Genomic DNA, 21,768 nt, shown 5'->3' with positions numbered 1-21,768 from the left:
AGTCGGCCCCAACACCCGGAGGCGAGGCGGCGGCCCAGCCGGCCGAGTCGGCCCCAACACCCGGAGGCGAGGCGGCGGCCCAGCCGGCCGAGTCGGCCCCAACACCCGGAGGCGAGGCGGCGGCCCAGCCGGCCGAGTCGGCGCCGGCAGCCGGGGGCGGACAGTGGTTGCGGACGCAGCGGCCAGAGCGCGCCATCGGCGGCAGCGGCGAGGCAGGTCCGCCGCCACGGTGATCATTGCCCCGACGGCGTGCCCGGGCCGTCAGTCGACCGGGGCGAGGAACTCCAGCCGGTTGCCGTGCGTGTCCTGCGAGTGGAAGCGGCGCATCCCGGGCAGCTCGTCGTCGCCCCAGTTGACCGGGTATCCGGCGGCGACCAACCGGGCGGCGAGCGCGTCCAGGTCCGGCCACAGCAGGCCCGGGTGGGCCTTGCGGGCGGGGCTGAACCCGTCCTCCACGCCCAGGTGCAGCTCCGCGCCGTGCCCGGTGAACCAGCAGCCGCCACGGGCCACGAGCGCGGGCGGTTTGGGCTTCTCGATCATCCCGAGCACGCCGACGTAGAAGGCCCGCGACGCCTCCTCGGAGCCGCGTGGGCAGGCGAGCTGGACGTGATGGATCATGATGGCACCTCCTCGTCCCGAACGATGGCACGAGGTTGCGAAGTTAGCAAGACGGACGTACGGTTTTGTTGACGACGAGATCGGCGGTAAGTGTCCCCTAACCACGGCGGCACCCCGACCGGTGCGACAGACTGCTCAGGACTACTCACGGTCGCTGGTGTGAAGGAGTACGACGTGGCGAGCCTCGACACCTTCGGTGCGAAGACCCAGCTACGCGTCGGAGACGCGAGCTACGAGATTTTCAAGATCAGCAAGGTGGAGGGGCACGAACGGCTCCCCTACAGCCTGAAGATCCTCCTGGAGAACCTGCTCCGGACCGAGGACGGCGCGAACATCACCGCCGACCACATCCGGCAGCTCGGGGCCTGGGAATCCGACGCCGACCCGAGCGTCGAGATCCAGTTCACCCCGGCGCGGGTGCTCATGCAGGACTTCACCGGCGTGCCCTGCGTGGTCGACCTGGCCACCATGCGCGAGGCGGTGCGGGACCTGGGCGGCGACGCCACCAAGGTGAACCCGCTCGCCCCGGCCGAGCTGGTCATCGACCACTCCGTCATCGCCGACCTGTTCGGTCGCGAGGACGCCTTCGAGCGCAACGTCGAGCTGGAGTACGAGCGCAACAAGGAGCGCTACCAGTTCCTGCGCTGGGGCCAGACCGCGTTCAACGAGTTCAAGGTCGTCCCGCCGGGCACGGGCATCGTGCACCAGGTCAACATCGAGTACCTGGCCCGTACGATCATGGAGCGCAACGGCCAGGCGTACCCGGACACGGTGGTCGGCACCGACTCGCACACCACGATGGTCAACGGCCTGGGCGTGCTCGGCTGGGGCGTCGGCGGCATCGAGGCGGAGGCCGCGATGCTCGGCCAGCCGGTCAGCATGCTGATCCCGCGCGTGGTGGGCTTCAAGCTCTCCGGCGAGATGCCGGCCGGCACCACCGCCACCGACCTGGTGCTCACCATCACCGAGATGCTGCGCAAGCACGGCGTGGTGGGCAAGTTCGTCGAGTTCTACGGCCCGGGCGTGGGCGCCGTGCCGCTGGCCAACCGGGCCACCATCGGCAACATGTCCCCGGAGTACGGCTCCACCGTCGCGATCTTCCCGATCGACGCCGAGACCGTCCGCTACCTGGAGCTGACCGGTCGGGACGCCGCGCAGGTCGCGCTCGTCGAGGCGTACGCCAAGGAGCAGGGCCTCTGGCACGACCCGGACGCCGAGCCGGAGTACTCGGAGCGCCTGGAGCTGGACCTGGGCACGATCGAGCCGTCCCTGGCCGGCCCGAAGCGCCCGCAGGACCGGGTCCCGCTGGGCAACGCCAAGACGCTGTTCCGTTCGGCGCTGACCGACTACGTGGCCGCCGACGAGACCGGCGGCGACCGTGGCCGCAAGTCGGGCGTGCCGCAGTTGGAGAAGCCGTTCGGCGTGCAGGGCCACGCCGACGAGGCGAGCGCCGAGTCCTTCCCGGCCAGCGACTCCCCGGCCAACGGGGTCAGCGACCCGGCCGACGCGCCGCGCGACCTGGAGACGGCGGCGGTCGGCTCCGGCGGGCGGGCCAGCAACCCGACCCGGGTCACCAGCGCCGACGGCGTCGAGTACGAGCTGGACCACGGCGCCGTGGTCATCGCGGCGATCACCTCCTGCACCAACACCTCCAACCCGCAGGTGATGATCGGCGCGGCCCTGCTGGCCCGCAACGCGGTCGACAAGGGCCTGACCCGCAAGCCGTGGGTGAAGACCACCCTGGCTCCGGGTTCCAAGGTCGTCATGGACTACTACGAGCGGGCCGGCCTCACGCCCTACCTGGAGAAGCTCGGCTTCCACCTGGTCGGCTACGGCTGCACCACCTGCATCGGCAACTCCGGCCCGCTGCCGGAGGAGGTCTCGGCCGCGGTCAACGAGGCCGACCTGGCCGTCGTCTCCGTGCTCTCCGGCAACCGCAACTTCGAGGGCCGGATCAACCCGGACGTCAAGATGAACTACCTGGCGTCCCCGCCGCTGGTGGTCGCGTACGCGCTGGCCGGCACGATGGACATCGACCTGGCCAACGAGCCGATCGGCGAGGACAGCGAGGGCAACCCGGTGTTCCTGCGGGACATCTGGCCCAACAGCGCCGAGATCCAGGACGTCATCGCCTCGGCGATCGGCGCCACCGGCTTCAGCGCGGCGTACGAGGACGTCTTCGCCGGTGACGAGCGCTGGCAGTCGCTGCCGACCCCGACCGGCGACACGTTCGCCTGGGCGGAGGAGTCCACCTACGTCCGCAAGCCCCCGTACTTCGAGGGCATGGAGCGGGAGCCGAAGGCGGTAGTCGACATCACCGACGCCCGGGTGCTGGCCAAGCTGGGCGACTCGGTGACCACCGACCACATCTCGCCGGCCGGTTCCATCAAGGCCGACTCGCCCGCCGGGACGTACCTCGCCGAGCACGGCGTGCCGCGGCACGAGTTCAACTCGTACGGCTCGCGCCGGGGCAACCACGAGGTGATGATCAGGGGCACCTTCGCCAACATCCGGCTGCGCAACCAGCTGGTCCCCGGCGTCGAGGGCGGCTTCACGGTCAACCACCTGACCGGCGAGCAGACCTCGATCTACGACGCCTCCGTGGCCTACCAGGAGGCGGGCATCCCGCTGGTCGTGCTGGCCGGCAAGGAGTACGGTTCCGGCTCGTCGCGCGACTGGGCGGCCAAGGGCACCATGCTGCTCGGCGTCCGGGCGGTCATCGCCGAGTCGTACGAGCGGATCCACCGCTCGAACCTGATCGGCATGGGCGTGCTCCCGCTGCAGTTCCCGGCCGGCGAGACCGCCGAGTCGCTCGGGCTCACCGGCACGGAGACGTTCTCCATCACCGGGGTGACCGCGCTGAACGACGGCGAGACCCCGCGTACGGTCAAGGTCAGCACCGAAACCGGCGTCGAGTTCGACGCGGTGGTCCGGATCGACACCCCGGGCGAGGCGGACTACTACCGGCACGGCGGCATCCTGCAGTACGTGCTGCGTCGCATGATCGCCAACTGACGACACGGACGAGGGCCCCCTGCCACGACGGCAGGGGCCCCTCGCGTGTCCGCTCAGATGCGGCCGGTGCCGGCGCCCGCGAGGACCAGGGCGGGCACGTCCGCCGCCGGGTCGAGGGTGTACGGGTAGTACGTGCGCGGCTCGACCACGGTGCCGTTCGTCTCCGGCGTGCCGGAGCCGACGTACACGTTGTGGCGCTGCACCGCCCGGCCGGGTCCGCTGTCGGCGTAGCCGCTCGCCGACCACATCGGGTACGGCACATCGCGGAAGTAGTTCCCCTCCACCAGCACGCCGGCGTTCTCCGTCGACGCCACGCCGTAGAGGGCGTTGCCGAGGAAGTAGTTGTTGTAGACGTGCACCGGCTCGCCGAAGCGGACCCGGGGGTGCCGCTGGCGGCTGTTGTCGAAGAAGTTGTGGTGGATGCTGACCTTCAGCCGGCCGACGTCGGTGGAGGCCGAGCCGTCGGAGTGACCGATCAGCATGGACTTGTCCGCGTGGTCGAAGTGGTTCCACGACACCGTCACGTAGTCGGCGCCGCGCACGATGTCGACCGAGCCGTCCACCGCGCCGGAGAAGCGGTTGTGGTCGATCCAGATGTGGTGCGAGTTCTGGCCGACGTTGATCGCGTCGTCCTCCGCGTTCGTGAAGTTGATGTTGCGGACGATCACGTTGTACGACCGGTAGAAGTCCAGCCCGCCGCCGGTGATCTCGGCGTTGCCGACCCCGACGATGGTCTTGTTGGGGCGTACCCCCTGCTTGCTGGTGATCGCGATCCGCCCGGTGACCTGGATGACCAGCGGGCCCACCGTGTCGATGTGTTCCAGGAAGTCCGCCGCGTTGGTCGCGGTCACGGTCGGTCCCCCGGCGCCGCCGGTGGTGCCGTTCTGGCCGAGGGCGTTGACGGCGGCGAAGCCGTCCGGGCCCGCGGCGGCCGGCGCGACGAGGGCCGATGTGGCGAGAGCCGATGTGGCGGGGGTCGTGGTCTTGCCGGGCCCGGCGCCCGCCGGGACGATGGTCGGCACGCTCGCGGCCGGGTCGAGGGTGTACGGGTAGTACGCGCGCGGGTCCGGCACCGTGCCCCGGGTCTCGATCGGATGGTTGCAGGCGACCAGGATGTTGCCCCGCTCGACGATGCGGCCGAGGTCGCCGCTGAAGTCGACCCGGCCCGGGTTGTTCACGCTGTAGAAGTAGTTGTTCTCCATCAGCACGGCGGCGTCGTACGTGGAGGCCACCCCGTAACTGTTGTCGTTGTAGTGGTTGTTGTAGACGTGCGCCAGCGCGGAGAAGCGCACGCGCGGGTTGCGCTGGTCGGAGCGGTCGAAGAAGTTGTGGTGGTACGTGACCCGCAGCCGGCCGATGTCCTGGGGGCCGGCGTCCTCGTCGTGGCCGAGCAACAGCGTCTTGTCGTGGTCGTGGAAGTGGTTCCAGGAGACCGTGACGAAGTCCGAGCCGCGCTTGATGTCGACTGCGCCGTCGTCGCCGTTGGAGAACTCGTTGTGGTCGATCCAGATGTGGTGCGAGAACATCTGGACGTTGATCAGGTCGTCCGTCGCGCCGGTGAGGTGCAGGTTCCGGATGATGATGTTGTGCACCGCGTTCGCCGGGGGCGAGGTGACGTCGTCGTCGACCGGCAGGCCGATGTTGAGCCCTCCGCCGGAGAGCGTCGCGTCGTCGCCGAGCCCGACGATCGTCTTGTCGGAGGCGACGTTCCACATCCCGTCGTTGGCGCCGGTGGGCAGCGTGATCGTGCCGGCGACCTGGATGACGTACGGCCCCGGGCGGGCGATGTGATCGAGGAACTGCGCGGTGGTGGTGACCGTGACGACCGGCCCGCCGGCGCCGCCGGTAGTCCCGTTCTGGCCGAGGGCGGAGACGCTGGCGAAGCCGTCCGCCGCCGCGGCCGGAGCGATGCCGGATACCGCCGCGGCCGGAGCGATGCCGGATACCGCCGCGGCCGTGGCCGGAGCGGTGCCCCGGGCCGCCTGTGAGCTGCCGCCGGCCGCCGCCTGCGCGGTGGTGCCGGATGCTGCCTGCGGCGGGGGCGCGGCGCCGGCCGGTGATGCCGGTGCCACCAGCGCGGCGGCCAGGCCGGCGACGGCGAGCAGCCGTCGGCGACGCCCGGGCCGTGGCGGCCCGTCCGGGTTGCGGGTCGCGAGCATGAGGTTCCGCCTTTCTCGTACGGCGGATCGCCGGAGCCGGCGCACGAGGGGCCGGATGCCGTTCGGGGTGCCGGGCACGGTCGCGCGGAACCGGACGCGAGTGGGGACGGGCACGCGTCGGGTTGCGGACCGGCACCGGCGATCAGCCAGGTGATGGACGGCGGAAAGCGCTTTCCGAGCACCATGCTAGGCAGCCCAATTGATCGAAGTCAATCAATTGGCTGTTCGACTGCCGCCCGACCTCGCGCCCACGGGAAGCCACGCACGGGCGCACCCGGAGCGCGCCGTCGACTCGACGATGCGGCCATGCGGAGTCCGTGCCCTCTCGACCCGCCCGCCAACGGGCGCACTGGCGCTCAACGGCCGCGCCGCCACTCAACGGACGCACTGGCACCGGTTCACGCCCGAGATCTTGGTAGGCGAGTGCCCCCGGAGGGGCCATTCCCTACCAAGATCTCGTCAGCACACCCGGAGACGCAGCAGGCAGCAGGCAGCAAGGCGCCAGAAGACCCGACGCAGCAGGCAGCCGGACTGCGACGCGGGGTAGCCGTAATGGCGGCTACCCGCGCAACGGCGGCGGCGCAGCGAAACGGCTGCGGTGCGGTGCGGTGCGGTGTGGTGGCGGTCGTCCGGTTACTCGGCGGCGGCGGCGCGGCGGCGGGCCTCGCGGGTCTTCATGGCGTGCTCCATCAGCGTGATGAGCACCTCCTTGCTGGACTCCCGCTGCCGCGCGTCGCAGAGCAGCACCGGCACCCCCGGGTCGAGGTTGAGCGCCGCCTGCACCTCGTCGAGCCGGTACTGCCGGGCCCCCTCGAAGCAGTTGACCGCCACCACGAACGGCGTGCCCCTGCCCTCGAAGTAGTCGATGGAGGGGAAGCAGTCGGCGAGCCGCCTGGTGTCGGCCAGCACGACCGCGCCGAGCGCGCCGAGCGCCAGTTCGTCCCAGACGAACCAGAACCGGTCCTGACCGGGGGTGCCGAAGAGGTAGAGCACCAGGTCGTCGCTGATGGTGATGCGGCCGAAGTCCATCGCCACGGTGGTGGTCGTCTTGCTCTCCACCCCGGAGAGGTCGTCGATGCCGACGCCGGACTCGGTCAACACCTCCTCCGTACGCAGCGGGCGCGTCTCGCTGACCGCACCGACCATGGTGGTCTTGCCGACGCCGAAGCCACCCGCGACGAGGATCTTGATCGCGGTGGGCAGTGGCGTCGCTCCCGCCGGCCGCTCAGAGTGCCCGTAGTCCATTGATTACCGCCTCGAAAACGCTGTTGTCGGGAAGGCCGGCTGTGGTGTGCGGTTCGCGTACCTGCACCAGGCTGCGGGCCGCCAGGTCACCGAGCAGGACCCGGATGGTGCCCACCGGCAGGTCCAGGTGGGCGGCGATCTCGGCGACGGACTGGATCCGCTGGCAGAGCCCGACGATCGCCAGGTGCTCCGGGCCCAGCCCGACCTCCGGGGTCACGTCCGCGCGGGTCGCCGTCACCAGGGAGATCAGGTCGAACGTGCCGGTGACCGGCCGGGCCCGGCCGCGCGTCATCGCGTACGGGCGCACGACCGGGCCGGCATGGTCGTCGACCCACTGGTGCTCCGAGGACTCCCCCTGCACCGTCATCGCGGCTACTTCTCGCCGGTCTGCTGCTCGCCGGTCCGCGACGGCGACGCCACGTACTTGCCGACGCGGGTGACCAGCATCGCCATCTCGTAGGCGATCAGACCCACGTCGGCGTCCTCGCTGGCGAGCACGGCGAGGCAGGCGTTGCGCCCGGCCGCTGTGACGAACAGGAACGACGACTGCATCTCGATGATGGTCTGCTGCACCTGCCCGCCGCCGAAGCGCTTGCCGGCGCCCCGGGCCAGGCTCTGGATGCCGGCCGCCATGGCCGCCAGGTGCTCGGCGTCGTCCCGGCCGAGCCCTCGCGAGGCGGCCATCAACAGGCCGTCCGTCGAGAGCGCGACCGCGTGGTCGGCCTGCTTCACCCGGCCGACCAGATCATCCAGCAACCACGTCAGGTCGGCACTCGAAGCCGTCTTCTGCGCCACTCGTCGTCCTCTTCTCCCCCGGCTGTTGTCGCCGTGCTCGTCTCGGCCGACCGCCACGGTGCGGGGATCCCCCGCACCGTGCCGGCACCGGTCAGGTCGCTTGCAGGTCGTCGCCGGCGTCGGGTTCCTCGCCGGCCTCGGTTCGGCTGTCGCCCGCCCCGCCGAGCAGCCGGGCGGCGTCCGTACGGCCGCGCCGGGTGCCGGTCTGGTAGGAGCTCATCATCCGGCGTACCTGCTCCGGCGGGCGTACCGCGTCGTCGTCCCCGTCGTCGTCCCCGCCGGCTGCCGGATCGTCGCGCAGCTCCGGCACGATGCTGGCCTGCCGGACCCGGACCGGCAGCCCCGAGTCGGTACGCGCCGTCACCTGGCGGGCCGTCGACGCCGGACCGCCGGTCGCCGTGGACCCGGCGTCCGCCTCCGGTGCGGCCGGTTCCGCCGCGTCGGGCGTCTGCGCCGGCGCGGGCCGGGCCGCGGCCGTCGGCAGGCCGGTCGGGAAGGTCGGGCCGTCCAGGGCGTACTGCTCGGGGCCGCCACGGGGCCGGACGGGCAGCCGCGCGTCGAGGGCCGGTCCGGTCGTCGGCAGGCTCCGGCCGCGCGACCGGGTCGGCAGGGCGCCACCGTCGTCGGCGTCCCCCGCGGCGGGGGCGTCGGCGTCCGGCGCCGAGCGTGGGCGGGACGTGAGCGGTTCGGCCAGCGCCACCGGCGCCGTGGCGAGCGGCGGCTCGGCGGCGGGCGGCGCCTGGCCGGACGCGCCGGCCGCCGGGCCGGCAGCGGGCAGGCCGGCCCGGAACCCGCCGGAGGTGCTCGGGTCCTCGTCGTCCACGGTCACCAGCTCGGCCGGGATCAGCACGACGGCCGTGGTGCCGCCGTACGCGGACTCCTTGAGCTGCACCCGCACGCCGTGCCGCTCGGTCAGCCGGCTGACGACGTAGAGCCCCAGGCGGGAGGCGTTGGCCAGGTTCAGCTCGGACTGGTCGACGATCCGGTGGTTCGCGGCGGCCAGGTCCTCCTCGCTCATGCCCAGGCCACGGTCCTCGACCTCGATGGCGAAGCCGTTGGCCACCATCTGCCCGCGCACCTCCACCGAGGTGTGCGGCGGGGAGAAGGACAGGCCGTTCTCGATCAGCTCGGCGAGCAGGTGGATGACGTCGCCGACCGCGCGGCCGGTGAGCGAGACCGCGCCGAGGGGCAGCACGTTGACCCTGGTGTAGTCCTCGACCTCGGCGACGGCGCCGCGGACGACGTCGACCATCGGCACGTTGCGCCGCCAGGCGCGGCCCGGCGTGGAGCCGGAGAGCAGGATGAGGTTCTCGGCGTTGCGCCGCATCCGGGTGGCCAGGTGGTCGACCCGGAAGAGGTCCTCCAGCTCCTCGGCGTCGTGCTCGCGGCGCTCCATCGCGTCGAGCAGGGTGAGCTGGCGGTGCACCAGCGCCTGGGTGCGCCGGGCCAGGCTGAGGAAGACGTCGCGTACGTTGCGGCGCAGCTCGGCCTGCTCGACGGCGGTACGGATGGCGGTCTCCTGCACGGCGTTGAACGCCTTGCCGACCTGGCCGATCTCGTCGTCACCGAACTCCAGCGGAGGCGCCTCCTTGGCGACGTCGACCTCCTCGCCGTGGCCGAGCCGCTCGACCACGCCGGGCAGCCGCTCGTTGGCGAGCCGGAAGGCGGCCTCGCGCAGCCGCTCCAGCTGCCGCAGCAGGGCACGGGTCGTCGTGACGGAGACGACGATCGAGACGATGACCGCCAGCAGGCCCAGGCCGGTGGCCAGTACGAGGCGCACGACCACCATCGCGCCCACGGTCGACGCCCGGCCCACGATGTCGTCGCCGCCCGCCACCACCGTGCTGTTGACCTCGGCCAGCGCCTGGTCGACCGTGTCACGCCACTCGTCCCGGTTCACCGGCAGCTGTGTCGTCGGTTGGCCGCCGCGGATGATGCCGTCCTGCACCGAGCGCAGGCGCTTGAACGGCTCGCTGTCGACGAGCTGCTGGTAGCGCCGCTGGTCGGCGGCGGAGAGCTTCGATCTGGTCTCGTCGCCGAGGAACCGCTCGGCGCCGACGAGCGTGGTGTATCGGGCGTACTCCGGGCCACTCATGCGGCCACTGCCGAACAGGCCGCTGAGCAGCGCGTCCTGTTGCGAGATCAGCTCCTTCATCCGGTTGAGCTGGATGAGGGCCGCGGCGTCCGCCGCCAGCTCCTTGTCGTCCAGGCTGCCGGTGACGTCGTAGATCTGGAAGATGGATCCGATGGCACGGGTGTAGGCGTCCGCCGCGGAGATCCGGTCGGTACCGCGATCGAGTACCGCGCTGCGTACCGCCCCCAGCGCCTCCAGCTGGGCCACCGATTCGTCGAGCTGCCTGCTCAACGCGTCGCCGCCGGCGACGTCGACCTGCCAGTGCCGCACGGACTTGGTGAAGGAGGCCGTCAACTCCGCCGTCGTGCGGTGTTCGGCCTCGAGCGCCGCCCGCTGCTCCGGCCCCGGGTCGCTGAGGTACGCCTGGGTCAGGCGGCGTTCCAGCTGGAGTTCCTGGAGCAGCGGCTCGCTGGGAACGTAGATCTTGGCGTTGAGCATCTGGACGCCGAGCAGATTGAAGCCGTCCCGCAGGGTCACCCAGGCCGCGAACATCCAGAGGGCCACGAGGGAGAGCAGGAGAGCGATAACCTTCGTGCGGATACTCGTACCGCGAGAACGCATTGAACCGTCCCAGGCCGGCGTTGACTCAGGTCATCAACGGCAGATCGTAAAAGCGCGGATGTCCCGCCGGAGGGCCGTGCGGGACAAATGCAGTGGGTACGCTAGCAGTGTCCACATGGCACCCTCAAGTTGCTGATTTCTGCCGTCCCGTCATGACATGTGCGGCGCCGCGTCGATTGTCGAGTCGAGTGCGGGCGAGGTGGGAGGCGCCGAGCACCACCGACCGGACGATGGTGGTGGGACAGTAGAGCTCCTTGCCGTACCACAGTGGTGGGTGCTCGCGTCCGTCGACGTCCGCTCGCAGGTAGGCGCTCGCCCGGCGGGCGGCGACGGCCACCGCCGGCTCGTCCGACGGTACGGCCAGCAGGACATGCAGGGCGTAGGCGGTCTCCTCCGCGGTGCCTCCCCACCGGCCCCACGACCCGTCGTCGCGTTGGTTGGCCAGCACCCAGCGCACCGCCCGACCGACCGTGCCCACGCTGTCGTCGTCCGGAGTGGACTCGGCCAACGCGAGCACGCAGCAGGCGGTGGCGTAGTACGGCGAGGCGTGCCACCGGTCGCGCCAACTCCCGTCGGCCTCCTGCCGCTCCCGGAGCACCCGGGCCAGCCGGCCGACGGCGGTGCGGTGTCGGGAGCCGGCGCCCGGGTCACGCGCGGCGTGCTGCGCGAGGGCGTCGAGCACGTGCGCGTTCGTGGTGACCGAGAAGCCGTCCTCCCCCGGCCAGGTGCAGAACCCCTCCGCCGTCTCGTACCCCCACAGACTCGCCGGGTCGAGCGGGCGGCCCAGGCGTCCGAGGGCGTACAGGGTCACGGCGGTGGTGTCCGCGTCGGGCAGCAGGCCCGCTCCGGTGGCGGCACCGGCGGGGCCGACCGCGTCGGCCAGGCCCGCGAGGACCGCCTCCGGTGGTCGCACCCGGATGCCGGCCCGGGACAGCCAACTCAGGACCCAGGCACGTTCGAAGACGGTGATCGGCGTAGGGCAGGGCACCGGCCCGCCGCCCTCGCTGATGAGCCGTTCCAGGAAGACGCGGGCCGCAGGCGCGTCGGCGTCCGGACCGGCGGTGGCCAGCCACGCGGCGGTAGCTGCTGGCGAGGCCCCGACAGTGGTCGGCTCGGCGGCGCGCGGCCGCGGCCACCGCCGGGCCGGCCCGTCGAGCAGCTCGCCGAAGTGCGCCAGCTTCGGGTGCAGCTCGGTGCCCGCGGCGTGCGCCGCCCGCACCGCGGTCAACCGTCGACGGTCCGTCCCGGTGGGCAGGCTCAGCGGGTGGTCGACCGACAGGGCGGCGTCCGGCCCGGACGTCCGCGCGTTGATCGAATCCACCAGGGCCGGCACGATGAGGTCGGCGGCGGGCGTGTCCGGCACGGCGGAGCCCGCCGCGAGCAGGGTGGCCAGGGCTCGCAGTCCGCGCCCGGCCGCGGCGGTCGAAGCCGGGCGGGCGTCCGCCGGCAGGCCCTCGTCGGCCAGCGCCGCCAGCAGCGCGTCCGTGGCGCTCAACGTCGGCACCAGCGCGTAGCCCTCCGGGGGTCCCCACGCGCCGTCGGCGCGCTGGTGCCGGAGTAGGAACGCGACCCGTTCGGCGTGCCGGGCGAGCAGGGGCGCGACGGCGACCAGCCGGCCGGTCTCGTAGACGGAGGGAGCAACCTCGCCCCACGGTCTGCGCGCCATCGCGTCGACGAGTTCCCCGGCCAGGCTCCCGCAGTCGTCCGAACCGCGGCCGGTACGCGGCGCGGCTGCCGCGACCGCCCGGGATCCGCCGCGGCTCATCGCGTCCCCCAGAAGTCGGAGACCTGGTAGAAGCCGGCGGTGAAGGAGAGCTGCCGGCGCATGTAGTCGGCCTGCCGGGGATCGCGCTCTGCCAGCAGGTCGAGCAGCCCGTGGCAGCGCTGCGTGAGCTGGGCCAACCGGTCGCGCACGAGGATCGGGTCGGGAACCAGCATGAGCGCGTTGAGGTCGCCCCACTCCACGTCCCGCTGATGGGTGGCCAGATCGTTGATCAGGCGCAGCACCCGTTGCACCTCGCGGCCCACCGTCAGCAGTTCGGCCAGGTGCCGCAGACAGTTCCCGTCGCCCGTGGCGACCCAGTGCGTGACGTTGACGAAGGAACAGGCCAGGTTGTCGGCATTGTCGAGGTACCGATCGAGGGTGGGCAGGGATCCGCCCGGGGCGCCCGACGCGTTCTTCCAGTCCCACTCGCGGGCCACCGCGGTGAACATCCGCTCCAGTTCGTCGCGCCACACCGGCCGGAGCCGGTCGAACGCCGGCACGGTCGCCAGTTCGTCGCGGATGTCGGCCAGCAGCCGGGCCAGGTGTCGCCCCGCCGGCGGATCGGCGCCGTCGGCGACCGCGAGGCACTCCGCCACCAGCGCGCGCACGTCGTCGGCGGACGTCGCGAGGTAGTCGACCTGCCAGTCGGCGGCGAAGACCCAGAGCAGCGTACGGGTGGTGATCCGCAGCTCGTCGGCGCTGTGCCAGGGAGCGGTGAAGGCGATGGCGGTGGCGACGGACCCGAGCATCGCGGAGTCGAACGTGTCGGCGGAGAAGAGTCCAGGGTGCGCGGCGGTGACCTTCTGCAGGTCGCGCACACCTCGCGTGGCCAGGGCGCAGATCCTGCCCTGTTCGGCCACGTCGGCCTGGCCGGCCCTCGACCCCGCGTCCGTTGCGCTCACGGGGCGACCGGGCGCTGCACCGGCGACAGGGTCACCCGCAGCCGTTGCCGGGGCGAGAGCGAGGCGCCCATCCGGGGGGTCAGGTCGGCCGGCGCGGTCGGGCGGAACCGGAAGCGACTCAGCACCGTGCTCACGATGAGCTGCGCCTCCAGGAGGAACAGGTACTGCCCGAGGCACTGGTGCGGGCCCCCGCCGAAGGGGTAGTAGGAGTAGCGGTAGCGGCGACGGGGCCGATCCGGCGAGAAGCGTTCGGGGTCGAAGCGCTCCGGGTCGTCCCAGAACATCGGCATCCGTTGGGTCACGTACGGGCTGATCAGCACCGTCGCGCCCGCCTTGATCCGCACCCCGCCGAGCACGTCGTCGGCGACCGCCGTGCGGGGCACCATCCAGCCGGCGGGATACAGCCGCAACATCTCGTCCAGCACCATGCGCTCGTAGCGCAGTTCGGCGAGGTGCTCCCGCCGGACCCGGCCGCCGCCCACCACCCGGTCCACCTCGGCGTAGAGCCGCTCGGCGACCTCGGGTTGGGTCTCCAGCACCGGCCAGAGCCAGGACAGCAGCGCGATGGTGGTCTCGGTGGCGGTGGAGAACATGGCCACGACATCGCCGCGGATCTGGTACTCGTCCGGCATGCTGCCGTCCGGACGGGGCCGGCAGAGGATGGAGATGATGTCGTCGTCGTCGCCCGGGCGCGCCCGCGCCTCACGGATGATCGGCAGCACGACCTCGTCGATGGTCCGCACGGCCGCCCGGAACGCGCGGTCGCCGGGCATGGGCACCGAGTAGGGCACGAAGGGCACCAGCAGGCGGGCGATCATCGAGGTGGTGACGGTGTCGAGCGCGGCGCTGATCCGCTCGGCCTCCGGCACGGAGATCCGGTCGGCGAAGAGCACCCGCATGGTGGTGCGCAGGACGATCCGGGTCAGCTCGGCGGCCGTGTCGATCGGCCGCCCCTGCCGGGCCGGCTCGTCCCACTCGTCGACCGCCTCGCTGATCACCTCGGCCATCCGGTCCACCAGGGTCTCGACCCGCTTCGCCGTGAACAGGGGTAGCAGGGCGCCACGGCTGGACTCCCACACCTCCCCCTCGGCGACCAGGATGGCCTCCCCGACGACCCGACGGACCGGACGCCACAGCAGCCCCTGACCGTCCCGGATGTAGTTGTCCGCGCGGTCGCGTAGCACGTACTGCAGGTGTTCGGGGTGGCTGACCAGGTACGGGCGGAACGACCCGAGGTTGAGCCGGACGACCTCCCCACCGGATCCCTCCGCGAAGCCGACCAGCGCGCCGAGTGGATCCCGGAGCAGGGCGGGCAGCGCCCGCCGCAGCGGGATCGTGCGCGGGTTCGCGGGGAGGGCGACGCCGTGGCCGTCACGCAAGCTGGACATGCGTACCAGGTCTCCTCGTCGTCTCGACAGTGGTCCCCGGGCGGTCCCACGTGGAACTTCCACCGCCCGAATGCGGAAGCATCTCACCAATGAGGACAGCAGTTCCAGTGTTTGTGCTGCGAAATGTCCCACTGTCAACAGTGGACGGTCAGCGACGAGGCAACTCCCGCAGGTAGCGCCACTCGGCGGCAACCGGCCGGTATCCGAACCACGCGTTGACCGTCCGCATCGTGTCGTTGCCGGCGTCGTTGATCGTGGACGCCCACCGGAGGCCCGCCGACCGGGCCGCCCGCAGCGACGCGTGCTTGACCGCCCGGGCGAGGCCCCGGCCCCGCCACCCGCTGCGGGTGCCCGTCATCCCCGACAGGTAGCGGTCCCGGCGGTCGGTCAGCGCGAGGCTGAACGCCACCACCACACCGTCGGCCGTCGCCACCGTGCTCAGCGCCCGGTCCAGGTCCGGCCGGTCCCAGTATGCGGCCCGCCACTCGTCGAAGCTGATCTCGTCCATCCCGACGTCGCCCGGCTCGTCCGCGGCGGCGGCCAGGTCCGCCTCGTACAGCGGACGCGGGTCGACCAGGTCCGCGACCGTGCCCAGCCGCACCCCGGCCGGCGGGGCGGGCGCGGCCGGCAGCGCCGCCGCCAGGTCCAGGCCCAGGATCACGCTGCGCCGGCCGGGCCGGTAGCCGCGCCGCTCGGCGAAGGCGAGCGCCGCCGGCTCGTCGACGACCCGCGCGTACGCCCGGCGCACCCCGAGCCCGGCGAGTCGCTCCTCGGCGGCGGCGAGCAGCGCCGACCCGACGCCCCGCCCCCGCCCCTCGGGGCGCACGACCAGGTTGACGAAGCCGAGCCCGGGCTCGGCGCTCTCGTACAGCAGCCCCGTCCGGGCGACGCCGGCGATCCCGTCGCCCGTCTCGGCGACGAGCATCCCGAAGCGCTCGGCCGGCTTGCCGGTCGCCTGCCAGGCGAGCAGTTCCGGCGTGACCACCAGGTGGGGCCGGGCGGCGCGGAGCAGGTCGGCGACCGGCGCCAGGTCGCGGGGGCCGGCGGCCCGGAGGGTGGGGACCATGGCTGGGCAACCTACCGCAGCGGCGGGGGGCGGCGGCGGAACCCGGGCCGCGCCCGGCTGGCCTGTGCCAGGCTCAGGGCATGGACGACAAGACCATCCTGAACCGGATTTCCGAGCTGGTCGACGAGGAGCACCGGTTGCGTGCCGACGCGCAGGCCGGCGAGTCGGGCACGGACGACGACGCCCGCACCCGGCTGCGCGAGCTGGAGGAGTCCCTCGACCAGTGCTGGGACCTGCTGCGCCGGCGGCGGGCCGCCCGGCAGACCCACGGCGACCCGGACGCCCAGGGAGCGCGCCCCAAGCCGGCGGTCGAGCGCTACCTCCAGTGACCCGGGGTCCCGGGCGGCCGGTGCCTGGCCGCCCGGGACGTCGAGGTCAGCGGATCCCCGCCTCCCGCAGCAGCAGCGCCGTCAGCGCGGCCGGGTCGGCGTCCGCCGCGGGCAGGCCCCGGGCCGCGAACCAGGTGGCGACCACCCGCACGTCGCGGGCCAGGAACTCCGGCCCCTGCGGGTTGGCCACCACGTCGACCACCTGCGGCAGGTCGATCAGCACCAGCCGCCCCGCGTGCACCAGCAGGTTGTACGGCGACAGGTCGCCGTGCGCGAGGCCGGCGCGGGCGAGCACCACGAGGGCGTCGACGAGCTGCCCCCACAGCTCGCGCAGCTCCCCCGCCTCCGGCCGCAACTGGGCCAGCCGGGGCGCGGCCAGCCCCTCGTCCTGGTCGCCGAGGAACTCCAGCATCAGCTCCGTGCCGCGCAGCTGCACGGGGTAGGGGACGGTGATCGTGCCGTAGCGGGCGCCGACCTCCCAGAGCCGGGCCAGCGCGGCGAACTCGGCCGCCGCCCACTGCCCGGCGATCATCTGCCGGCCGAACGCGGTCCGGCCGGCCATCGCCCGGTTCTCCCGGGACCGGCGGACCCGGCGGCCCTCCAGGTAGCCGGCGTCGCGGTGGAACAGCCGGTGCTGGGCGTCCCGGTACCGCTTGACCGCCAGCAGGCAGGACCGGTAGGTGCCGGGCACCGCCCGACGGACCAGGTGGACGTCCGCCTCCTTGCCGGTCTTGAGCACGCCCAGCTCGGTGTCCTTGGCGGCCAGCTCGGTGATCAGCCAGTCGGGGTGGGGCTCCGGGCCATGCACGGCGTCGTCCCAGGAGGACCAGCGCTCCCCCGTGTCGGGGTCGGGCTCGGCGTCGGGGTCGGCGGGGACGGGCTCGGCGGCCCGGCCACGCTTCAGGAAGAGCTGTTCGTCGTCGTCGAAGCGGCGCTTGCCGCGGGTACGGCGCTCGCGCGCCGGAAGGTCGTGATCGCGCACTGCGGTGGTGATCCCTTGCTCGAGGCTGGTGGGGGCAGGTGGAAGTGACCTGCGAAGACGGCCATGACCGACCCCCTCTCCTCGACCGGGCGCGGACCCGGTTGCACGATGCGCCGACCATGCTCACGGGCCGACGCCACCCCGGTCAACCGAATTACGCCCGGTCCGGCACCCCGCCCGACCCCGGCCCGGCGCAGGAACCCGTGGCCCGGCCACCGCGTCGGCGGTCGGGCGGCGGGCTGCGCTCGTGTCAGCCGGCGAGCACCGTCGCGACGGCGGCGATCACGCCGTCCGCCGTGCGGGTGGGGGCGAACCGGTCGTCGACCCAGCTCCGCCCCCGGTGCAGCCAGACGCTGGGCAGGCCCACCGCGGCGGCGCCGCCGATGTCCACCTCCGGGCCGTCGCCGACCACCCAGGCGCCGCGCAGGGGCAGCCGTACCCGCCGGGCGGCCAGCGCGAAGATCCTCGGGTTGGGCTTGCTGACGCCGACATCCTCGGAGATGACCCAGTCGGCGACGTAGCGGTCCAGCCCGGTACGCCGGATCATGGCCTCCTGCTGGCGTACCCCGCCGTTGCTGACCACCACCGGCGTCCAGCCGGCCTCGTCGGCGATCCGCAGCGCGCACGCGACCAGCGGGTCGAGCCGGATGTTGGCCACCACGCCGTCGTGCAGCTCCTCGACGAGGTCGATGGACGGGATCCGCAGCCCGTACCGGTCACGCACGGCGTCGGCGACGTCCCACCGGTCGGTCAGCCCATCGGCGTCGATGGACAGCAGCCAGTCGATGTCGGTCGGCGGCGCGCCGACACCGGCCAGGAATCGCTCCCCCCAGGCGCGGAACGGACCGGCCCTGTCGAGCAGCGTGTTGTCCAGGTCCAGCAGGAGCAGCGGCACTCGGGCACCCTACGGGAGCACGGCCGCCCGCCGACAGTGCCGGCCCCTCCCGGCGCCGTCAGGCCGGCAGCGCCGAACGGGCGCCGCCCTGATGGGGCAGGCGGTCGAGCAGCATGCAGTGGGCGGCCCGGGTCGCCGCGAGCGCCTCGGGGGCGAGCGCGACGACCAGCACGGCCTCGCCGGTGTCCGCGCCCCGGGCCAGCGGCCGGCCCTCCGGGTCGTAGACCGCCGCGCCGCCGTTGAACCGCCACGGGTCGGCGCCGCCGACGAGGTTGGCGAACACCACGTACATCGTGTTGTCCAGCGCGCGGGCGGCGTAGTAGAGGTCGCGGCGGTGCTCGGAGCCGGCCAGGTAGCCGCTCGGGCAGAGGTAGCCGTGCGCCCCGTCGGCCGCCGCGGCCCGGCCGTGCTCGGGGAAGCAGCCGTCGTAGCAGATGCCGATCCCGAGCCGCCAGTCGTCGACGAGCAGGGTGGCACCCCGGTCGCCGGCGACGAACAGCTCCCGCTCGCCGCTCCACAGCTGCTGCTTGTCGTATCCGACGCGAACCTCGCCGACGCGGTCGACCAGCAGGGCGGAGATCGTCCGCCGGCCGTCCGGGTGCCGGACCGCGGCGCCGACCACCACGGCGCCGCCGCCGTCGCGGGCCGCCTCGCGCAGCGGGTCCAGCCGCGGGTCGGCCACCGCGCCCGCCGCGTCGGCCGCGACGTCGGTGCCGGCCGGATCGGCCGCGAGCGTCGGCAGGTGGTACGCGGGCAGGAAGAGCTCGGGCAGCACGGTCACCCGCGCGCCCCGCTGCGTGGCGTGGCGGACCAGCCGGGCGGCGCTCGCCGAATTGCCGGCCACGTCGCCGGGGACGGGCTCGGCCTGCACGGCCGCGACGGTCAGCGGTGCGGCGGGGACCGCGACGGCGGTGGGGAGTGGCGTCACGGGCCGATCCTAACCGGCGCGCCGCAGACTCATGATCATCTGCACAGCCAAACCAAGCCGTACGTACGGTTTGCACAGCGGGGGGCGAGCTGTCACGATCGACCCGTGCCCAGAGTAAGTCAGGACCAGCTCGACGCGCGCCGGCAGGAGATCCTCGCCGCCGCGCGGGCGTGTTTCGCCCGGCACGGCTACGAGGGCGCCACCGTCCGCAGGCTGGAGGAGGCCACCCGGCTGTCCCGGGGCGCGATCTTCCACCACTTCCGCGACAAGGACTCGCTCTTCCTCGCCGTGGCCGAGGACGACGCCGCGGCCATGGTGGAGACGGTGGCCCGCAACGGCCTGGTCCAGGTCATGCGGGACCTGCTGGCCGGCGCGGTCTCCCCCGACACCACCGGCTGGCTGGGCAGCCAGCTTGAGGTGTCCCGCCGGCTGCGGACCGACCCGGCGTTCGCCAAGCGGTGGGCGGAGCGGTCGGCGGCGATTGCCGAGGCGACCCGCGACCGACTGGCCCGGCAGCGGGAGGCGGGCGTGCTCCGCGAGGACGTGCCGATCGACGTGCTGGCCCAGTTCCTCGAACTCGCCTACGACGGCCTGGTGCTGCACCTGGCGATGGGCCGTCCCGCCGGCGACCTCGGCCCGGTGCTCGACCTGGTCGAGGAGGCCGTCCGCCGCCGCTGACCTGCCCCACCGGCCGCTTTCGCGCCGCTGCGTATCGGTCCGGTAACTCGGTCCACGCGGTGGGTCCACCCTGGCGGGCCTGCTCCACAATTGGGTCGCGATCCCCCTCGCCCGACAGGAGCAGCACATGACCGTCCTCGCCGCACCTGGTGACACCTGGGGCATCCCCGGTCCCGCCTTCCTCGGGGTCTATCTCCTCGCCGCCGTCGTGATCGTCGTCGGCACGGTCGTCCACCGGCTCTCGGTCCTCGCCGGGCCGCAGGTGGGCGACGTGGGTCAGCTCGGCCCGCAGCAGGTCGCCTACCTCAACGGCGGGCAGCAGCTGGCGATCTGGGCCTCGCTCGGCGGGCTGCGCAGCAGCGGGGCCATCGGCGTACGCCCGGACCGGCGGCTCACCACCGGCGGTCCGCTGCCGGTCGGGATCACGCCGCTCGACCAGGCCGTCCACCTGGCCGCCGGACGCAACGCCACCACCCGGGAACTGGCCCGTGACGAGTGGGTCCGCCGGGCGCTCGACCAGCTCAGGACGAGCCTGGAGCAGCGCGGGCTCGCGCTCGCACCGGCCGACCGGGCCGCGCTGCGCCGGGGCGCGTTCCTGCTCTGGGCCCTGCTGCTGGTCGGGGTGCTGCGCATCTTCGCGGGTCTGGGCAACGACCGCCCGGTGGGCTGGCTCGTGCTGAGCCAGGTCCCGCTGATCGTCGTGGCCGTCCTCCTGCACCGGGTGCCGTGGCGCACCCGCGCCGCCACCCGGGCCCTGCGCGACCTGCGGCGTCAGCACACCTACCTCGCGCCCGCCTCGGCCCCCGCCTACGCCACCTACGGCCCGGCGGGCGCCGCGATGGGGGTCGCGTTGTTCGGCACCGCGTCGCTCTACGCCATGGACCCCGGCTTCGCCAGCCAGGCCGAGATCCAGCGCCAGGCGATCAGCGGCTCCGGCGCCTCCTCCTCCGGCGGCGGGGGCAGCTCGTGCAGCGGGGGCAGCTCGTGCGGCGGAGGCGGGGGCTGCGGCGGAGGCGGGTGCGGCGGATGACCGGCCCCGCCGGCGTGGGCATCGGCTGGCGGCCCGAGATCGCCGGGTTCGTCGCCGACCTGCCCGGGCTGCGCTTCGTGGAGGTGGTCGCGGAGAGCGTCGCCGCGACGGGACCCCCGCCCGCCGGGCTGGCCGCGCTGCGCGAGCGCGGCGTGACGGTCGTACCGCACGGCGTGCGGCTCTCCCTCGGCGGCGCGGAACCGGTCGACCCGGCGCGCGTCGCCCACCTGGGCGCGGTGGCGGAGCTGGTCGGGGCGCCGCTGGTCAGCGAGCACATCGCCTTCGTCCGGGCCGGCGGCGTCGAGGCCGGTCACCTGCTGCCGCTGCCCCGCAGCCGGGAGGCGGTCGACGCGGTCTGCGCCAACGTCGCCCGCGCGCAGGCCGCACTGCCGGTGCCGCTCGCGCTGGAACCGATCGCGGCCCTGTTCGACTGGCCCGACGACGAGCTGGACGAGGCCGACTTCCTCACCGAGATCCTGGACCGCACCGGCGCGTTCCTGCTGCTCGACGTCGCCAACGTGTACGCCAACGCCCGCAACCGGGGCACCGACCCGCTCGCCCTGCTCGACCGGCTGCCGCTGGAGCGGGTCTCCTACGCGCACGTGGCGGGCGGCGCCGACCACGGCGGCTACTACCACGACACGCACACCGACCCGGTGCCCCCGGCGGTGCTCGACCTGCTGCGCGAGCTGTGCGCCCGCCGCCGGCCGCCGGCCCTCCTGCTGGAGCGCGACGGGCACTACCCGCCCGCCCCGGTGCTCCGCGCCGAGCTGGACGCCCTCGCCGCCGCGTCCGGCTTCCCGGTGGTGACGTGAGCGGCGACCTGGCCGAGCGGCAGGCGGCGCTGGTGGCGGCGCTGGTCGCCGGCGGCCCGGTGCCGGCCGGCTTCGACCCGGCGGCGGTCGCCGCCGCCGGGGCCGCGCTGCTACGCAAGCGCGCCGGGGAGGTGGCCCGGCACTGGCCGCTGCTCGCCGCCGGGCTCGGCCCCCGGTGGCCGGATACCTTCGCCCGGTGGGCGGCGGGGCGGCCGACCGGCGGCTCGCTGCGCGACGGCTGGGACCTGGCCCGCGACCTGCGCGACCGGGGCGCGCTGCCGCCGCTCGGCGCGGAGGAGCTGGCCGCGCGCGAGGCCGCCCACCGCTACGACGGGCAGGCAGCGCCGCGCCCGCGTCGGCTGCCGGCGTGGGGGCGCGCCGGCGGCGCCGTCGCGGTCCAGGTCGCCGGTCGGGTACGCCTGCTGCGTCCCGCCCGCCGCTGACCGCCCGCCACGCACCGGCC

At 73.5% G+C, this 21,768-nt stretch carries 19 protein-coding genes; 6 read left to right on the top strand and 13 right to left on the bottom strand.

Features of this window, described 5'->3' with window-relative positions; translation table 11 throughout:
- Window positions 1–261: 261 nt before the first annotated feature.
- Window positions 262–618, bottom strand: coding sequence for a VOC family protein (locus AB0883_RS17880; protein WP_366642224.1), 357 nt, complete (start codon window positions 616–618; stop codon window positions 262–264).
- A gap of 159 nt (window positions 619–777) precedes the next feature.
- On the opposite strand from AB0883_RS17880, the gene AB0883_RS17875 reads away from it, so the two are divergent.
- Window positions 778–3,633, top strand: a complete 2,856-nt coding sequence (locus tag AB0883_RS17875) for an aconitate hydratase (protein ID WP_366642223.1) — start codon at window positions 778–780, stop codon at window positions 3,631–3,633.
- Between the two features lie 53 nt (window positions 3,634–3,686).
- On the opposite strand, the gene AB0883_RS17870 is transcribed toward AB0883_RS17875, so the two are convergent.
- The 9 genes from AB0883_RS17870 to AB0883_RS17830 all read right to left on the bottom strand — a co-directional run bounded on the left by AB0883_RS17870 (window position 3,687) and on the right by AB0883_RS17830 (window position 15,648).
- Window positions 3,687–5,792 (bottom strand): hypothetical protein, encoded by a 2,106-nt coding sequence (locus AB0883_RS17870; protein ID WP_366642222.1) that lies wholly within the window; start codon window positions 5,790–5,792, stop codon window positions 3,687–3,689.
- A gap of 633 nt (window positions 5,793–6,425) precedes the next feature.
- Window positions 6,426–7,037: an ATP/GTP-binding protein gene (locus AB0883_RS17865; RefSeq protein WP_121400720.1), complete on the bottom strand. Its 612-nt coding sequence runs from the start codon at window positions 7,035–7,037 to the stop codon at window positions 6,426–6,428.
- On the bottom strand, window positions 7,018–7,404 hold the full coding sequence (locus tag AB0883_RS17860) for a DUF742 domain-containing protein (RefSeq protein WP_121400719.1): 387 nt from the start codon (window positions 7,402–7,404) through the stop codon (window positions 7,018–7,020). Before AB0883_RS17860 ends, AB0883_RS17865 begins: the two co-directional genes overlap by 20 nt.
- A 5-nt stretch (window positions 7,405–7,409) precedes the next feature.
- A complete protein-coding gene (locus tag AB0883_RS17855) occupies window positions 7,410–7,832 on the bottom strand; it encodes a roadblock/LC7 domain-containing protein (protein WP_091629996.1) in 423 nt (140 codons plus the stop codon).
- A gap of 91 nt (window positions 7,833–7,923) precedes the next feature.
- Window positions 7,924–10,527 carry a nitrate- and nitrite sensing domain-containing protein gene (locus AB0883_RS17850; RefSeq protein WP_366642221.1) on the bottom strand — a complete coding sequence of 868 codons (2,604 nt, stop codon included), beginning with the start codon at window positions 10,525–10,527 and terminating at the stop codon, window positions 7,924–7,926.
- A 124-nt stretch (window positions 10,528–10,651) separates the two neighbouring features.
- A complete protein-coding gene (locus AB0883_RS17845) occupies window positions 10,652–12,292 on the bottom strand; it encodes a prenyltransferase/squalene oxidase repeat-containing protein (protein WP_366642220.1) in 1,641 nt (546 codons plus the stop codon).
- The gene (locus AB0883_RS17840; protein ID WP_366642218.1) at window positions 12,289–13,194 is read right to left on the bottom strand and encodes a terpene synthase family protein; all 906 of its coding nucleotides are present in this window, start codon (window positions 13,192–13,194) and stop codon (window positions 12,289–12,291) included. The genes AB0883_RS17845 and AB0883_RS17840 overlap by 4 nt, the downstream gene beginning before the upstream one ends.
- Window positions 13,191–14,582 carry a cytochrome P450 gene (locus AB0883_RS17835; RefSeq protein WP_366642217.1) on the bottom strand — a complete coding sequence of 464 codons (1,392 nt, stop codon included), beginning with the start codon at window positions 14,580–14,582 and terminating at the stop codon, window positions 13,191–13,193. The genes AB0883_RS17840 and AB0883_RS17835 overlap by 4 nt, the downstream gene beginning before the upstream one ends.
- A 148-nt stretch (window positions 14,583–14,730) precedes the next feature.
- On the bottom strand, window positions 14,731–15,648 hold the full coding sequence (locus AB0883_RS17830; RefSeq protein WP_366642215.1) for a GNAT family N-acetyltransferase: 918 nt from the start codon (window positions 15,646–15,648) through the stop codon (window positions 14,731–14,733).
- A gap of 80 nt (window positions 15,649–15,728) precedes the next feature.
- On the opposite strand from AB0883_RS17830, the gene AB0883_RS17825 reads away from it, so the two are divergent.
- Window positions 15,729–15,977 (top strand): DUF2630 family protein, encoded by a 249-nt coding sequence (locus AB0883_RS17825; RefSeq protein ID WP_366642214.1) that lies wholly within the window; start codon window positions 15,729–15,731, stop codon window positions 15,975–15,977.
- Between the two features lie 46 nt (window positions 15,978–16,023).
- Here the strand turns inward: AB0883_RS17825 and AB0883_RS17820 are convergent, their stop codons facing one another.
- From AB0883_RS17820 to AB0883_RS17810, 3 genes are all read right to left on the bottom strand, one after another.
- A complete protein-coding gene (locus AB0883_RS17820; RefSeq protein WP_366642213.1) occupies window positions 16,024–16,959 on the bottom strand; it encodes an RIO1 family regulatory kinase/ATPase in 936 nt (311 codons plus the stop codon).
- Between the two features lie 250 nt (window positions 16,960–17,209).
- On the bottom strand, window positions 17,210–17,854 hold the full coding sequence (locus tag AB0883_RS17815) for an HAD-IA family hydrolase (protein WP_366642212.1): 645 nt from the start codon (window positions 17,852–17,854) through the stop codon (window positions 17,210–17,212).
- Between the two features lie 58 nt (window positions 17,855–17,912).
- The gene (locus AB0883_RS17810; RefSeq protein ID WP_366642211.1) at window positions 17,913–18,782 is read right to left on the bottom strand and encodes a carbon-nitrogen hydrolase family protein; all 870 of its coding nucleotides are present in this window, start codon (window positions 18,780–18,782) and stop codon (window positions 17,913–17,915) included.
- Between the two features lie 105 nt (window positions 18,783–18,887).
- Between AB0883_RS17810 and AB0883_RS17805 the strand changes: the two genes are divergently transcribed.
- The 4 genes from AB0883_RS17805 to AB0883_RS17790 all read left to right on the top strand — a co-directional run bounded on the left by AB0883_RS17805 (window position 18,888) and on the right by AB0883_RS17790 (window position 21,748).
- Window positions 18,888–19,460, top strand: a complete 573-nt coding sequence (locus tag AB0883_RS17805; RefSeq protein WP_121400709.1) for a TetR/AcrR family transcriptional regulator — start codon at window positions 18,888–18,890, stop codon at window positions 19,458–19,460.
- Between the two features lie 127 nt (window positions 19,461–19,587).
- Window positions 19,588–20,490, top strand: coding sequence for a TIGR04222 domain-containing membrane protein (locus AB0883_RS17800; RefSeq protein ID WP_366642210.1), 903 nt, complete (start codon window positions 19,588–19,590; stop codon window positions 20,488–20,490).
- Window positions 20,487–21,305 (top strand): DUF692 domain-containing protein, encoded by an 819-nt coding sequence (locus AB0883_RS17795; RefSeq protein ID WP_366642209.1) that lies wholly within the window; start codon window positions 20,487–20,489, stop codon window positions 21,303–21,305. Before AB0883_RS17800 ends, AB0883_RS17795 begins: the two co-directional genes overlap by 4 nt.
- Window positions 21,302–21,748: a hypothetical protein gene (locus tag AB0883_RS17790; RefSeq protein WP_366642208.1), complete on the top strand. Its 447-nt coding sequence runs from the start codon at window positions 21,302–21,304 to the stop codon at window positions 21,746–21,748. The genes AB0883_RS17795 and AB0883_RS17790 overlap by 4 nt, the downstream gene beginning before the upstream one ends.
- Window positions 21,749–21,768: the final 20 nt, after the last annotated feature.

Origin of the sequence: Micromonospora sp. NPDC047812 (assembly GCF_040704175.1) — a bacterium.
GTDB lineage: Bacteria > Actinomycetota > Actinomycetes > Mycobacteriales > Micromonosporaceae > Micromonospora.
The sequence above is the reverse complement of the archived record's forward strand: the minus strand, read 5'-3'. Positions and strand labels throughout refer to the sequence as shown.

Coding starts and splice junctions, on each gene's coding strand:
- AB0883_RS17800 (WP_366642210.1), top strand. CDS start 19,588: ATGACCGTCCTCGCCGCACCTGGTGACACCTGGGGCATCCCCGGTCCC.
- AB0883_RS17845 (WP_366642220.1), bottom strand. CDS start 12,292: ATGAGCCGCGGCGGATCCCGGGCGGTCGCGGCAGCCGCGCCGCGTACC.
- AB0883_RS17825 (WP_366642214.1), top strand. CDS start 15,729: ATGGACGACAAGACCATCCTGAACCGGATTTCCGAGCTGGTCGACGAG.
- AB0883_RS17870 (WP_366642222.1), bottom strand. CDS start 5,792: ATGCTCGCGACCCGCAACCCGGACGGGCCGCCACGGCCCGGGCGTCGC.
- AB0883_RS17880 (WP_366642224.1), bottom strand. CDS start 618: ATGATCCATCACGTCCAGCTCGCCTGCCCACGCGGCTCCGAGGAGGCG.
- AB0883_RS17830 (WP_366642215.1), bottom strand. CDS start 15,648: ATGGTCCCCACCCTCCGGGCCGCCGGCCCCCGCGACCTGGCGCCGGTC.
- AB0883_RS17835 (WP_366642217.1), bottom strand. CDS start 14,582: ATGTCCAGCTTGCGTGACGGCCACGGCGTCGCCCTCCCCGCGAACCCG.
- AB0883_RS17865 (WP_121400720.1), bottom strand. CDS start 7,037: ATGGACTACGGGCACTCTGAGCGGCCGGCGGGAGCGACGCCACTGCCC.
- AB0883_RS17860 (WP_121400719.1), bottom strand. CDS start 7,404: ATGACGGTGCAGGGGGAGTCCTCGGAGCACCAGTGGGTCGACGACCAT.
- AB0883_RS17795 (WP_366642209.1), top strand. CDS start 20,487: ATGACCGGCCCCGCCGGCGTGGGCATCGGCTGGCGGCCCGAGATCGCC.
- AB0883_RS17850 (WP_366642221.1), bottom strand. CDS start 10,527: ATGCGTTCTCGCGGTACGAGTATCCGCACGAAGGTTATCGCTCTCCTG.